Below are 13,190 nucleotides of genomic sequence, written 5' to 3'. Positions count from 1 at the left end.
GGAGCACAATGTTTGCTCTTGCTGTTAAAAAATCTGACCGAGCATGCTGTGGGAAGTTTCCATCAATAAACAATTCTTCATGCCAGCGCCGCACCGCGTGTCTGTGCCGCACTGCGCAAGGCCGCGATAACCGAAGGTTCCACGCGCCCTTCGGCAATTTTGATGTCGCGCAGCAGGCAATCCACCACGTCCACGAGCAAACGCTTATCCATCAATTGAAACGGGTCGACTTCACGCTCGACCACGATAGCGCCGGCAGGATTCTTCACGGTCACCAGGCTCTCGCCCTGCACACCAGAGGTGGTCAGCGTAACCTGATAAGGGCTCAGTGCTTCTGCGAGCAATAGGCTGATACTTTCCATCTCGATCACCACTCAATAGTTCGGGAACAATCGTCTTAACGGGTGCTGCATCTATCCTAAGTGACTGGTTCTGACGTAGGAAAGTTCGCTTTTTCGTCTTTCAAAGGTTGCAGGGGGATGACGAGACCAGCATGCGCTTGCAACATGACAGGCAAAAAACGGCGGCACATAACTGATTACGCAATGGGCTGCTGTTTTGGGGTTTGCCGGGGGTTGAGTCTGGAGGTGAATCCTATACTCGGTGAGCGCTGCACGACTGGGCGCATGGCAAAAGGCCCCTATTGCGAAGGATGATTACGATGGTGGAAAACAAAGAAGAGCAGGCAACAATGGAGAGGATGCATGCCGATGTAAGGCGTATCTACGCCGAGATATCACGCATGCAGGCAGAGCGAGACAAGCTCAAGTCCGAGTCACTGAAGATTACCTGTGAAACGTTCTGGTACCCCATGGGGGTGGCGATGGCCGTAGTGGCAACCATCGCTTCAATCACCGGAGTGGCAATCAAACTGCTTATGTAATCAGGACGCTGCCGGGCCTGCCACACACAAAAACGCCGCTGCCCCAGGGATGGGAAAGCGGCGTTTCGATTTTCGCGGGATGCCTTACAAAGGCTTGCTTCGATTGCCATGCTGGCTGACAAACGCCTGCACCGCCTTCAGGTCATTGGCCAGCACTGTGCAGCGCTCTTCACGCTCAAACAGGTCGGCCATGTGCTTGGGCAACTCCAGCGCCTTGCCAACGCCGGCCTTCTCCACCGCTTCCGGGAATTTGACCGGGTGCGCGGTGCCGAGGATCACCATCGGAATATCCAGGCTGCGACGGCATTCGCGTGCTGCCTTAACGCCGATGGCAGTGTGCGGGTCGAGCAGCTCACCGGTCCGGGCATAGACTTCAGCGATGGTTTCGCAGGTTTGCGCGTCGTCCACCGCCAGGGAATCGAACAGCTTGCGGGTTTCAGTCCAGCGCTCCTGCTCGACGCTGAAACCACCACCGCTCCTGAACGTGTTCATCAGATCGGCGATGGCGGCACCATTGCGACCGTGCATATCGAACAGCAGGCGCTCGAAGTTCGACGAGACCATGATGTCCATCGACGGCGACAGCGTGGAGTGCAGGGTTTCCTTCACATACCCGTTGCCGCTCATGAAGCGATGCAGGATGTCGTTGCGGTTGGTGGCGACGATCAACTGGTTGATCGGCAGGCCCATGTTGCGCGCCAGGTAGCCGGCGAAGATGTCGCCGAAGTTGCCGGTCGGTACCGAGAACGATACCGAACGCGCCGGCCCGCCCAACTGCAGCGAGGCATGGAAGTAGTAGACGATCTGGGCCATGATCCGCGCCCAGTTGATCGAGTTCACCGCCACCAGGCGCGTGCCTTTGAGGAAGCTCTGGTCGGCAAAGCTGTTCTTGACCATCTCCTGGCAGTCATCGAAGTTGCCTTCGATGGCGATATTGTGGATGTTCTCGCCGAAAATCGTGGTCATCTGACGACGTTGCACCTCCGACACGCGCTGGTGCGGGTGCAGGATGAAAATGTCGACGTTCTCGCAGTGCTTGCAGCCTTCGATGGCCGCCGAGCCGGTATCACCGGAGGTGGCGCCCATGATGACCACGCGCTCGCCGCGCTTTGCCAGCACGTAATCGAGCAGACGACCCAACAGTTGCAGGGCGAAGTCCTTGAACGCCAGGGTCGGACCGTGGAACAGCTCAAGCACCCACTCGTTGCCGTCCAATTGGCGCAACGGTGCGATGGCACTGTGGGAAAACACGCCGTAGGTTTCTTCCAGGATCTTCTTGAAGTCCGCGTCCGGGATGCTACCCGTGACGAACGGGCGCATCACCCGGAACGCCAGCTCGTGATACGGCAGACCAACCCATGAAGCGATTTCTTCCTGGGTGAAACGTGGCAGGTTTTCCGGCACATACAGGCCGCCGTCAGTGGCGAGACCTGTCAGTAAAACGTCTTCGAAATTCAGGGCCGGTGCCTGGCCGCGGGTACTGATGTAGCGCATGGGGGCAAACCTTCGGTTTGGGCTTCAAGCTTTAGGCTACACGCTGCAAGTTGGAGCAGATCTGCTTTTACTTGCAGCGTGCAGGTTAACGCTTGCCGCTTGATTAATTGAGATGTTCGACACGAATCCGTACCACCGGACCAACCACGCCCTGCAACGCTTCCATGGCGGCGATGGCTTCGTTGATATGCCGTTCGAGCACACGGTGGGTCAGCAGGATCATCGGCACCTGGCCGTTCTGCTCCTCGACTTCCTTCTGCATGATCGACTCGATGTTGATCCCGCGCTCCGACAGGATGCTGGCCACCTGGGCCAACACGCCCGGATGATCCTGGGCCTGGATGCGCAGGTAGTAAGCACTTTCGCACGCTTCAATCGGCAGGATCGGGTGGGCCGACAGCGAGTCTGGCTGGAAGGCCAGGTGCGGCACGCGGTTTTCCGGGTCACTGGTCATGGCGCGGACCACGTCCACCAGGTCGGCGATCACCGACGAGGCGGTCGGCTCCATGCCGGCACCGGCACCGTAGAACAAGGTGGAGCCGGCGGCGTCGCCGTTGACCATCACGGCATTCATCACCCCGTTGACGTTGGCGATCAGGCGATCAGCCGGGATCAGCGTCGGGTGCACACGCAACTCGATGCCTGCCGGGGTGCTGCGCGCCACGCCAAGGTGCTTGATGCGGTAGCCCAAGGCTTCGGCGTAGTTCACGTCGGCGGTGGTCAGCCGGGTGATGCCTTCGGTGTAGGCCTTATCGAACTGCAGCGGGATACCGAACGCAATGGAGGCCAGGATAGTCAGCTTGTGGGCCGCGTCGATGCCTTCCACGTCAAAGGTCGGGTCAGCTTCGGCGTAACCCAGGGCCTGGGCTTCGGCGAGCACATCCTCAAAGGTACGGCCCTTCTCGCGCATCTCGGTGAGGATGAAGTTACCGGTGCCGTTGATGATGCCCGCTACCCAGTTGATGCGGTTGGCGGACAGGCCTTCGCGAATGGCCTTGATCACCGGTATGCCACCGGCCACGGCGGCTTCGAACGCAACGATCACGCCCTTCTCGCGCGCCCTGGCGAATATTTCGTTGCCGTGTACGGCAATCAGCGCCTTGTTGGCAGTGACCACGTGCTTGCCATTTTCGATGGCCTTGAGCACCAGTTCGCGCGCCACGGTGTACCCGCCCACCAACTCGATGACGATATCGATTTCAGGGTTGGTGGCAACAGCGAAGACGTCGTTGGTAATCGCAATACCGGTCGTTTGGAACTGAGGCTTTGGCGAACGCGTGGCAATCTGCGCCACTTCAATCCCGCGACCTGCACGGCGGGATATTTCCTCAGCATTGCGCTGAAGTACGTTGAAGGTGCCGCCACCGACGGTCCCTAACCCACAGATGCCTACTTTGACCGGTTTCACTGAAGAACTCCCCATGAAACGGCCGACGCTAGGTCGGCCGTGGAAAACAGCCGCACAACCGCGGCTTTCAATTAGTGGCCCGCAGGTTTGGCGGCGAGCCCTGATCGTCGAATATACGACGATACTGGTTTATTTGGCATTCAACGCCAGTTTGGCAACTTGCGGTGCCGGCTGGTAGCCCGGAATCACCTGACCGTCAGCCAAAACGATGGCCGGTGTACCGTTCACGCCGATGGACTGACCGAGGGCAAACTGTTTGGAAACCGGATTGGCACATTTTGCCGCCTTGATTTCCTTGCCATCGACCATCTTGTCCATGGCGGCTTTCTTGTCAGCCGAGCACCAGACCGCCTGCAACTGCTCGTCACCCGGCGAGCCCAGGCCCTGACGCGGGAACGCCACATAACGCACCTCGACACCCAGCTTGTTCAGCGCCGGCACTTCGGCGTGCAGTTTGTGGCAGTACGGGCAGGTGGTGTCGGTAAACACGGTGATGTGGGTCTTGGTCTCGCCGATTGCCGGGTACACCACGGTCTCGGCCACCGGAATGCCGTTGATCAACTTGGAGACGCCCAGGCGTTCGGCTTTCTCGGTCAGGTTGACCGGCTTGCCATCCTTGAGCTGGAACAGGTAGCCCTGGACGATGTACTGGCCATCGGCACTGGCGTACAGCACGCGACTGCCCTTGAGCTTGACTTCATACAAGCCGGCCATGGGGCTGGCGCTGATGCTTTCGATGGGCGTATCGAGCTGCAGGTTGGCCAGGCTCTTGCGAATGGTCTGCTCGGCGGCGTCATCGGCGAAGGCAACGCTGGAAACCAACGCAATGGCTGCGGCGGCAATAATCTGGATCAAGCGCATGGAAACTCCTGAGGGGCAGATGCAGGAACGGTGCAGTCAAGCCGATTGGAAACTCGGGGCCGGACCGTCGCCTTTGCTAACCGGCAAAGCCTACCACAGTTGGGCCGCAGGGCAGCTCGCAGCGGCATAAATTGGGCGTTTTCAGCCGCGTGGGTGGTGCCTGGCATGCATATCCTGCAAGCGTGCCCGCGCAACGTGGGTATAAATCTGGGTGGTGGACAAGTCGCTGTGGCCGAGCAGCATTTGCACCACCCGCAAATCGGCACCGTGATTGAGCAAATGGGTGGCGAAGGCATGGCGCAAGGTATGCGGCGACAGGGTCTTGCCGATCCCGGCGACCTTGGCCTGGTGCTTGATACGGTGCCAGAAGGTCTGACGCGTCATCTGCTCACCGCGCTGGCTGGGGAACAGCACATCGCTGGGACGTCCGCCGAGCAGCTCATGGCGCGCGTCGCGCATGTAGCGCTCCACCCACACAATCGCCTCCTCGCCCATGGGCACCAGACGCTCCTTGCTGCCCTTGCCCATCACCCGCAGCACGCCCTGGCGCAGGTTGACCTGCTCAAGGGTCAGGCTGATCAGCTCGGTCACTCGCAGGCCGCACGCGTAGAGCACCTCCAGCATGGCACGGTCACGCTGACCGATGGCTTCGCTCAGGTCAGGGGCGGCGAGCAAGGCATCGACGTCGGCCTCTGACAGCGACTTGGGCAATGGCCTGCCCAGTTGCGGCATGTCGATCTGCAGGGTCGGGTCGAGAGTGATGAGCTTTTCCCGCAGCAAATAACGGTAAAAGCCGCGCACCCCCGAGAGAAATCGTGCAGTGGAACGCGGCTTGTAGTTTTGCTCCAGGCGCCAGGCCAGGTGATCGAGGATCAGCTCGCGACCGGCATTGATCAGCTCCAGGTGCTTTTCCTGCAGCCAGCCATTGAACAAGGCCAGATCGCTGCGATAGGCCTGGCGAGTGTTGTCCGACAGGCCTTTTTCCAGCCAGAGGGCGTCGAGGAAGCGGTCGATCAGAGGATGGTCGATGGCGGGCATGGGGACTCAGGCTGATGGCGGTGGTATCGGGTAGATCCTATCGCAGGCAAGCCAGCTCACCTATGTTGATAGGTAAACATATTCAAGTGCGGGAGCTGGTTTGCCTGCGATGGCTGCGACGCGGTTGCGGGCCAGTCAAAAAATCCCGGGCACAAAAAAGCAGCCCGAAGGCTGCTTTTTTCTGCATCGGAAAGCTGGACTTAAGCCAGTTTTTCCTTGATGCGAGCTGCTTTACCGGACAGGTCACGCAGGTAGTACAGCTTGGCTTTACGTACGTCACCGCGACGCTTGACGGCCATGCTGTCGATTTGCGGGCTGTAGGTCTGGAAAGTACGCTCTACGCCAACACCGTTGGAGATTTTACGAACAGTGAAAGCACTGTTCACACCACGGTTACGCTTGGCGATTACCACGCCTTCGAACGCTTGCAGACGCGAACGGTCGCCTTCCTTCACTTTCACCTGAACGACAATGGTGTCGCCCGGGGCAAAGGTAGGGATCTCTTTGGTCATCTGCTCTGCTTCGAGTGCAAGGATGATTTTGTTAGTCATGCTGTGCTCCTAAGGTAAGTCATTGGACCTACCATCGATACGTTGTTAACTATCGTCCCGCGCGAGGATGTATTCCTCGAGCAGCTTCTTCTCTTCTCCAGAAAGCGAGCGGCTATCCAGAAGATCGGCGCGTCGTTCATAGGTCCGACCAAGGGACTGCTGTAAACGCCAACGCCGGATGTGTGCGTGATTGCCACTTAGCAACACGTCGGGAACACGCTGATCCGCATACACCTCCGGGCGGGTGTAGTGCGGGCAATCCAGCAAACCATCCGTGAAGGAATCTTCCTCCGCAGAGTCCGCATGCCCTAAAGCTCCAGGCAGCAGCCGTGTAACCGCATCTATCAGGACCATCGCCGGCAGCTCACCGCCAGACAGGACATAGTCACCAATCGACCACTCTTCATCGACATGAGCGTCAATAAAACGCTCGTCAATGCCTTCATAGCGACCGGCAATCAGGATTAATGCTTCCTCATTCGCCAGTTCGCGGACCCCAGCCTGTTTCAGCTGACGGCCTTGAGGGGACAGGTAAATTACCTTCGCCTTCTCCCCGGAAGCTGCCTTGGCCTGAACCAATGCGTCTTCCAGGGGCTTGATCTTCATCACCATGCCCGGGCCACCGCCAAATGGGCGATCGTCCACAGTGTGATGCCGATCCGTCGTGTAGTCTCGCGGATTCCAACAGGTGAGCTGCAACAGCCCCTGTTTCACCGCCCGACTGGTGATGCCGTACTCGCTGATGGCGGAAAACATCTCGGGAAACAAACTGATCACTTCAATGCGCAAATTAGCCACGCTTAGAAGTCCGCGTCCCATTCCACCTTCATCTCGCCTGCGACCAGGTCGACGGCCAACACGCAATGCCCGGTATAGGGCAACAGCCGTTCGCGATCATCCAGGCTGCCAGCGCAAGGCTTGACCACCATTACATCATTGGCGCCGGTTTCCAGAAGGTGATCGATTTTCCCGAGCAATTGCCCCAGTTGATCAATGACCTTCAGACCTTCCAGCTGGTACCAGTAGTACTCGCCGTCGGTCAATTCAGGGAACAGGTTGCGCGGCACGCAGATCTCATAACCGGCCAGAAGACGAGCTTCTTCACGGTCATCAAGACCCTTGAGCTTTGCGACCAGGAACTTGTCGCTCCCGCGTCCACTGACCAGCTCGACCTGTTTCACACTACCTTCGCGCTTGAGCGTCCAGGTTTTGTACTGCAACAGGTTTTCAGTCGGATCAGTAAAGGAATACACCTTCACTTCGCCGCGAACGCCATGAACAGAGTAAATCTTGCCGATAACGATCAAATCATCAGCAACAGCTGGCGTCGCGTTCATATTGCTCAGGCTGCGGCCTTAGCCGAGTCCTTCAACAGCTTTGCAACGCGCTCGGATGGCTGTGCACCCACGCTCAGCCAGTAGGCTACGCGCTCTTGGTTCACGGACAGACGAACTTCTTGACCACGAGCGATCGGGTTGAAGAAACCAACCTGTTCCTTGTGCGAACCGTCGCGCGGGTTGCGGCTGTCGGTTACGGTCAAGTGGTAAAACGGGCGCTTTTTGGAGCCGCCAAGGGCAAGACGGATTGTTAGCATGTGAACATCGTTCCTGTAGTCGGTGCTGCAAATCTAAATGCACAGCGGGCATAGGTGCCCGAAAGGCCGCATATTCTAAGGAATATCCGGACTTTTGCAAATGTCTTTTTCCGGCGCCTACCCGCGTGCCATTCAGATCTGCTATAGAGCCGTCGGTTAAAACGGCGAGTCAGCCCCCGCCAACGGCGGGTTTGCTGGAGATCCCACATCCGTGTGGGTCGCAGCGCAAGCAGTGCCTGCGCTCGAATACTTTACATTTTAGGCATGCCGCCGCCGGGCAACATACCGCCCATGCCGCGCATCATCTTGGCCATCCCGCCCTTGGCGGAGAATTTCTTCATCATCTTCTGCATCTGCTTGTGCTGCTTGATCAAGCGACCGATGTCCTGCACCTGGGTGCCGGACCCCATGGCGATCCGGCGCTTGCGCGAACCGCTGATCAGCTCAGGGTCGCGGCGCTCGGCCGGGGTCATGGAATTGATGATGGCTTCCATCTGCTTGAACTGCTTCTCTGCCGCGCCCTGGGCGTTGCCCATCTGCGCCAGGTTCACACCGCCGATGTTCGGCAGTTTGTCCATCAGGCCGCCGAGGCCGCCCATGTTCTTCATCTGCTGAAGCTGATCACGGAAGTCTTCGAGATCGAAGCCCTTGCCCTTCTTCAACTTCTTGGCCAGCTTGTCGGCCTTGTCCTTGTCGAGGGTGGCTTCGGCCTGCTCGATCAGGCTGAGCACGTCACCCATGCCGAGGATGCGCGAAGCAATACGCTCAGGGTGGAACGGTTCGAGCGCTTCGCTCTTCTCGCCCATACCGATGAACTTGATCGGTTTGCCGGTAATGGCCCGTACCGACAGCGCGGCACCACCACGGGCATCGCCGTCGACCTTGGTGAGGATCACGCCGGTCAGCGGCAGCGCATCACCAAAGGCCTTGGCGGTGTTGGCCGCATCCTGGCCGGTCATGGCGTCGACCACGAACAGCGTCTCGACCGGGTTGATCGCGGCATGCAGCGCCTTGATCTCGCCCATCATCTCTTCGTCGATGTGCAGACGACCGGCGGTGTCGACGATGACCACGTCGATGAATTTGAGCTTCGCTTCTTTAATAGCCGCGCTGGCGATGTCGACCGGCTTCTGGCTCAGGTCCGACGGGAAGAAGGTCACGCCCACTTCGCCCGCGAGCATTTCCAGCTGCTTGATCGCGGCCGGACGATAAACGTCAGCCGACACCACCATCACCGACTTCTTCTTGCGCTCTTTAAGGAAGCGCGCCAGCTTGCCAGCGGTGGTGGTTTTACCTGCACCCTGCAGACCAGCCATCAGCACGACGGCCGGCGGCACGGCGCTGAGGTTCAGGTCTTCGTTGGCTGCGCCCATCAGGCTTTCGAGTTCGGCCTGGACGATCTTCACGAACGCCTGGCCCGGCGTCAGGCTGCGCGACACTTCAGTGCCGACCGCACGTTCCTTGACCGAGTTGACGAAGTCCTTGACCACCGGCAGGGCGACGTCGGCTTCCAGCAACGCCATGCGCACTTCGCGCAGGGTGTCTTTAATATTGTCCTCGGTCAGCTTGGCCTTGCCGGTAACGTGGCGCAGCGTCTGCGAGAGACGGTCAGTCAGGTTTTCAAACATGCGCGATCCTTTCAGGCCCCATTCATCGAAATGCTTTGGTAGACCGAGGTAATGACGGCCCAGGCTGTGGTAAATCGCTATTAAAAACAGCGCTCGGCGAGCCTGCGGCGTGGGCAGGTCGCGGATTATAGCGAAGACTGCGCCCATGCACACCCGCTGTCTGGCCCGGGAGTCTTTCGTGCAACGGCGGTGTATGCCAAACTCAGCGCCTTTCGGGCTTTCCTTTCAGGATTTATGCTTCCCTTGTCACCCAGCTTGCTACCCAGCCTCGCCGCCGCCATCCTGTATGCCGCTGCGACCCTCTACCAGGGCACCCGCCTGGCCAAATGCGTCAAGGCCGACAAACGCCTGCTCGCAGGCCTTGGCGGCCTCGCCCTGGTGGCGCACGTCGCCAGCCTCCTTACCCACCTGATGACACCGATCGGCCTGGGCCTGGACTTCTTCAGCGCCGCCAGCCTGATCGCGGCTGCCGTGATCGGCCTGACGCTTATCGCCTGCACGCGCATCCCGGTGGAAAACCTGCTGGTGCTGCTGTTTCCGCTGGGCATGCTCACGGTGCTGCTCGCACAGTTCGCCCCTACCGGTACGGTGCAGGTGATCGATGAGGAGCCGGGAATCCTGTCGCATATCCTGCTGTCGATCCTGGCCTACGGCATGTTCACCATCGCGGTGTTCCAGGCCCTGCTCCTGCTGTTGCAGGACCACCAGCTCAAGCACAAGCACCCTTCGGGCCTGATCAAAAACTTCCCGCCGCTGCAAACCATGGAAAGCCTGTTGTTCGGGTTCCTGTGGGCCGGCTGGACGCTGCTGTCGCTGTCGCTGATTTCCGGCTGGCTGTTCGTCGAGAACCTGTTTGCCCAGCACCTGGTGCACAAGACCCTGCTGGCCTGCCTGGCCTGGGTGGTGTTCAGCGTGCTGCTATGGGGCCGCAACCGCCTCGGCTGGCGCGGGCACAAGGCAATCCGCTGGACCCTGGCCGGTTTCTGCCTGCTGATGCTGGCCTATTTCGGCAGCAAGCTGGTTCGCGAATACATCCTGCATATCTGACGGGCAGCAAACATGGACAACTTGCCCCTGGGGCCGATGCTCGCGGTAATCGCCCTGCTGGTGTTATGGGCCGCGCTGTTTACCGCCATCGAAACCGCCCAGCAGCACCTGCTGGCGCTACGCCCCGGCACACGCCAGGGTGACAAGGCGGCCGCACGCCTGAACTTCCCGCGCAACAGCCTTATCCTGTGCAACACCCTGTGCCGGGGCATGGTGGTGATGCTCTGCAGCCTGCTGGCAATTTATGCCTGGGAGCACAATGGGCCGTGGCTCGGCTGGGCGATCTCCAGCGCCCTGCTGCTGGTGCTGGCCGACTACCTGCCCCGCGCCCTGGCCATCCGCCACCCTCAAGCGGTGCTGGGGTTTGGCAATGCACTGCTGGGCGTGCCGTTGAAACTCCTCTATCCACTGGCCTGGCTGCTCAATGGCCTGGGCCTGTCGCTGCTGCGTCCGTTCGCACGCAAACCCGGCGTGGTGAAACACAGCGATGACCCGCTGCCTGATCATGACGACGAGCCGCAAGCCGATACCGATGAAGACCGCACGCCTGGCATGCCCGGCATCCATGCCCTGGACAACATCACGGTCAATGACATCCTGGTGCCGCGCAGTGAAGTGGATGGCATCAACCTGGATGATTCGATCGACGAGATCATCGAACAACTGCGTACCAACCCGCGTACTCGCCTGCCGGTGTTTCACAGCGACATCAACCAGGTCGAAGCCGTGCTCAATACCCGCCAGATCCAGCACCTGCTGCCCGATGCCAGCCTGAGCAAAGACGCGCTGCTGGCGGCCTGCCACGAACCTTACTTCGTCCCGGAAAGCACGCCATTGCAACTGCAACTGCTGAACTTCCACAAGCAGCAGCGGCGCCTGGGCATGGTGGTGGATGAGTACGGCGAAGTGATGGGTATCGTCACCCTGGAAGATATCCTCGAAGAAATCGTCGGCGAGTTCGAAAGCGAGCAGATTGCGGACAACCCGCATATCGAGGCCCAGACTGACGGCCGCTACATCATTGACGGCGCCGCCTCAATCCGCGACCTGAACAAGAGCCTGACCTGGCACCTGCCCAGTGACGGCCCCAAGACCCTCAACGGCCTGGTGACCGAAGCACTGGAGACCATTCCGGATTGCGCGGTGTGCCTGAAGATCGGCCGGTATCGCCTGGAAATCCTCGAAACCGAGGACAACCGGGTCAGCAAGGTGCTGATCTGGCATACCCACCGCGTGCCTGTCGCCGTCTGACGGATTTGCGGTGGCTGCTGCGCCCCTGTTGTTCCTATAATCCCCGCGAGCCCCGCCCACCCAGCCCATGGGTGTTCGACCAATAACAATGACCGCCAGGGATACCTCATGACCACCACGTATAACGAGGCAACGCCTGCCGCCCCGAGCAATTCGACCGCACGGGTTGCCACCGCAAGCATTGTCGGCACCGCCATCGAGTTCTACGACTTCTATATCTACGCCACCGCAGCCGCGCTGGTGATTGGCCCGGTGTTCTTCCCGCAGACCTCCGGTACCGCGCAGATGCTCGCGTCGTTCCTGACCTTCGGCATCGCCTTTATCGCCCGTCCGCTGGGCTCGGCGCTGTTTGGCCACTTCGGCGACCGCATCGGCCGCAAGTCGACACTGGTCGCTTCGCTGCTGCTGATGGGCGTGTGCACCACGCTGATCGGCTTGCTGCCCGGCTACGACAGCATCGGCGCTTGGGCGCCGATTCTGCTGTGTGTGTTGCGCTTCGGCCAGGGCCTGGGCCTTGGCGGGGAATGGGGCGGCGCGGCGTTGCTGGCCACCGAGAACGCCCCCAAGGGCAAGCGCGCCTGGTTTGGCATGTTCCCGCAACTGGGCCCGTCCATCGGATTCCTGGCGGCCAATGGCCTGTTCCTGATTCTGGCGATGAGCCTGAACGACGAGCAGTTCCGCAGTTGGGGCTGGCGTATTCCATTCATCCTCAGCGCGGCGCTGGTGATGGTCGGCCTGTACGCACGCCTGAAGCTGCATGAAACGCCAGTGTTCGCCAGTGCCGTGGCCAAACAGGCGCCGGTGAAAGTGCCGCTGGTGGAGCTGTTCAGCCAGCATTGGCTGCCGGTGCTGCTGGGCGCCGCGTCGATGGTGGTGTGCTACGCGCTGTTCTATATCACCACGGCGTTTTCCCTGAGCTATGGGGTGTCGACGCTGGGCTACAGCCGCGAAACCTTCCTCGGCCTGCTGTGCTTTGCGGTGCTGTTCATGGGCCTGGCGACACCACTGGCGGCGCTGGCCAGTGATCGTTACGGGCGCAAGCCGGTGCTGATCGTCGGCGCGGTGCTGACGATGCTGTCGGGCTTTACCATGGAACCGCTGCTGACCCAGGGCTCGACCTGGGCGGTCGCCTTGTTTCTGGCGCTGGAGCTGTTTCTGATGGGCGTGACGTTCGCGCCAATGGGCGCGTTGCTGCCGGAGCTGTTCCCGACACGAGTGCGTTATACCGGCGCATCAGCGGCCTATAACCTGGGTGGCATCGTGGGGGCTTCAGCGGCCCCCTTCTTCGCGACCAAGCTGGTGGCGATGGGTGGGCTGAGTTATGTGGGTGGGTATGTGTCGGCGGCGGCGTTGATCAGCTTGATTGCGGTGCTGTGCCTGAGAGAGACGCGGGATAATGATCTGAACAAGGTGGCCTGATAGACCGCTATCGGGA

14 protein-coding genes are annotated in these 13,190 nt (G+C 60.0%); 4 read left to right on the top strand and 10 right to left on the bottom strand.

Going from position 1 to position 13,190, the window contains the following annotated elements; genetic code table 11:
- Positions 1 to 77: 77 nt before the first annotated feature.
- The gene (locus TU75_RS19015) at positions 78 to 362 is read right to left on the bottom strand and encodes a DUF3509 domain-containing protein (RefSeq protein WP_003238906.1); all 285 of its coding nucleotides are present in this window, start codon (positions 360 to 362) and stop codon (positions 78 to 80) included.
- 299 nt (positions 363 to 661) lie between these two features.
- On the opposite strand from TU75_RS19015, the gene TU75_RS19010 reads away from it, so the two are divergent.
- On the top strand, positions 662 to 883 hold the full coding sequence (locus TU75_RS19010; protein WP_015372877.1) for a hypothetical protein: 222 nt from the start codon (positions 662 to 664) through the stop codon (positions 881 to 883).
- A gap of 84 nt (positions 884 to 967) precedes the next feature.
- Here TU75_RS19010 and thrC read toward each other — a convergent pair whose 3' ends face one another.
- The 9 genes from thrC to ffh form a co-directional block, all read right to left on the bottom strand.
- A complete protein-coding gene (thrC, locus tag TU75_RS19005) occupies positions 968 to 2,377 on the bottom strand; it encodes a threonine synthase (protein ID WP_060549753.1) in 1,410 nt (469 codons plus the stop codon).
- Positions 2,378 to 2,480: 103 nt separating this feature from the next.
- Complete coding sequence (locus TU75_RS19000) at positions 2,481 to 3,785, bottom strand: homoserine dehydrogenase (RefSeq protein WP_003238913.1); 1,305 nt, start codon at positions 3,783 to 3,785, stop codon at positions 2,481 to 2,483.
- A gap of 129 nt (positions 3,786 to 3,914) precedes the next feature.
- Complete coding sequence (locus TU75_RS18995; protein ID WP_003238915.1) at positions 3,915 to 4,646, bottom strand: thioredoxin fold domain-containing protein; 732 nt, start codon at positions 4,644 to 4,646, stop codon at positions 3,915 to 3,917.
- Between the two features lie 141 nt (positions 4,647 to 4,787).
- Entirely contained in the window at positions 4,788 to 5,684 is an 897-nt protein-coding gene (gene xerD, locus TU75_RS18990; RefSeq protein ID WP_003238917.1) for a site-specific tyrosine recombinase XerD, read from the bottom strand.
- 200 nt (positions 5,685 to 5,884) lie between these two features.
- Complete coding sequence (gene rplS, locus TU75_RS18985) at positions 5,885 to 6,235, bottom strand: 50S ribosomal protein L19 (protein WP_003175895.1); 351 nt, start codon at positions 6,233 to 6,235, stop codon at positions 5,885 to 5,887.
- 45 nt (positions 6,236 to 6,280) lie between these two features.
- Entirely contained in the window at positions 6,281 to 7,054 is a 774-nt protein-coding gene (gene trmD / locus TU75_RS18980) for a tRNA (guanosine(37)-N1)-methyltransferase TrmD (protein ID WP_173664756.1), read from the bottom strand.
- Positions 7,036 to 7,572: a ribosome maturation factor RimM gene (rimM, locus tag TU75_RS18975; protein WP_060549752.1), complete on the bottom strand. Its 537-nt coding sequence runs from the start codon at positions 7,570 to 7,572 to the stop codon at positions 7,036 to 7,038. Before rimM ends, trmD begins: the two co-directional genes overlap by 19 nt.
- Before the next feature lie 5 nt (positions 7,573 to 7,577).
- Complete coding sequence (gene rpsP, locus TU75_RS18970) at positions 7,578 to 7,829, bottom strand: 30S ribosomal protein S16 (RefSeq protein ID WP_003238923.1); 252 nt, start codon at positions 7,827 to 7,829, stop codon at positions 7,578 to 7,580.
- Between the two features lie 251 nt (positions 7,830 to 8,080).
- Entirely contained in the window at positions 8,081 to 9,457 is a 1,377-nt protein-coding gene (gene ffh / locus TU75_RS18965; protein WP_003238925.1) for a signal recognition particle protein, read from the bottom strand.
- A gap of 234 nt (positions 9,458 to 9,691) precedes the next feature.
- Between ffh and TU75_RS18960 the strand changes: the two genes are divergently transcribed.
- The 3 genes from TU75_RS18960 (at position 9,692) to TU75_RS18950 (ending at position 13,174) form a co-directional block, all read left to right on the top strand.
- A complete protein-coding gene (locus TU75_RS18960) occupies positions 9,692 to 10,504 on the top strand; it encodes a cytochrome C assembly family protein (protein WP_003238926.1) in 813 nt (270 codons plus the stop codon).
- A 12-nt stretch (positions 10,505 to 10,516) separates the two neighbouring features.
- Positions 10,517 to 11,755 (top strand): transporter associated domain-containing protein, encoded by a 1,239-nt coding sequence (locus TU75_RS18955; protein WP_060549751.1) that lies wholly within the window; start codon positions 10,517 to 10,519, stop codon positions 11,753 to 11,755.
- Between the two features lie 108 nt (positions 11,756 to 11,863).
- A complete protein-coding gene (locus TU75_RS18950) occupies positions 11,864 to 13,174 on the top strand; it encodes an MFS transporter (RefSeq protein ID WP_060549750.1) in 1,311 nt (436 codons plus the stop codon).
- Positions 13,175 to 13,190: the final 16 nt, after the last annotated feature.

It is taken from the genome of Pseudomonas poae (assembly GCF_001439785.1).
Taxonomy (GTDB): Bacteria; Pseudomonadota; Gammaproteobacteria; order Pseudomonadales; family Pseudomonadaceae; genus Aquipseudomonas; species Aquipseudomonas poae.
Note: the sequence above shows the minus strand (reverse complement) of the source record. Positions and strands in the feature narration are given on the sequence as shown.

What these genes read in the sequence shown, in the direction of transcription:
- trmD (WP_173664756.1), bottom strand. Translation starts at nt 7,054, where the DNA reads ATGGGACGCGGACTTCTAAGCGTGGCTAATTTGCGCATTGAAGTGATC.
- TU75_RS19010 (WP_015372877.1), top strand. Translation starts at nt 662, where the DNA reads ATGGTGGAAAACAAAGAAGAGCAGGCAACAATGGAGAGGATGCATGCC.
- TU75_RS18960 (WP_003238926.1), top strand. Translation starts at nt 9,692, where the DNA reads ATGCTTCCCTTGTCACCCAGCTTGCTACCCAGCCTCGCCGCCGCCATC.
- xerD (WP_003238917.1), bottom strand. Translation starts at nt 5,684, where the DNA reads ATGCCCGCCATCGACCATCCTCTGATCGACCGCTTCCTCGACGCCCTC.
- TU75_RS18995 (WP_003238915.1), bottom strand. Translation starts at nt 4,646, where the DNA reads ATGCGCTTGATCCAGATTATTGCCGCCGCAGCCATTGCGTTGGTTTCC.
- TU75_RS18955 (WP_060549751.1), top strand. Translation starts at nt 10,517, where the DNA reads ATGGACAACTTGCCCCTGGGGCCGATGCTCGCGGTAATCGCCCTGCTG.
- TU75_RS18950 (WP_060549750.1), top strand. Translation starts at nt 11,864, where the DNA reads ATGACCACCACGTATAACGAGGCAACGCCTGCCGCCCCGAGCAATTCG.
- rimM (WP_060549752.1), bottom strand. Translation starts at nt 7,572, where the DNA reads ATGAACGCGACGCCAGCTGTTGCTGATGATTTGATCGTTATCGGCAAG.
- ffh (WP_003238925.1), bottom strand. Translation starts at nt 9,457, where the DNA reads ATGTTTGAAAACCTGACTGACCGTCTCTCGCAGACGCTGCGCCACGTT.
- TU75_RS19015 (WP_003238906.1), bottom strand. Translation starts at nt 362, where the DNA reads ATGGAAAGTATCAGCCTATTGCTCGCAGAAGCACTGAGCCCTTATCAG.
- rplS (WP_003175895.1), bottom strand. Translation starts at nt 6,235, where the DNA reads ATGACTAACAAAATCATCCTTGCACTCGAAGCAGAGCAGATGACCAAA.
- rpsP (WP_003238923.1), bottom strand. Translation starts at nt 7,829, where the DNA reads ATGCTAACAATCCGTCTTGCCCTTGGCGGCTCCAAAAAGCGCCCGTTT.
- thrC (WP_060549753.1), bottom strand. Translation starts at nt 2,377, where the DNA reads ATGCGCTACATCAGTACCCGCGGCCAGGCACCGGCCCTGAATTTCGAA.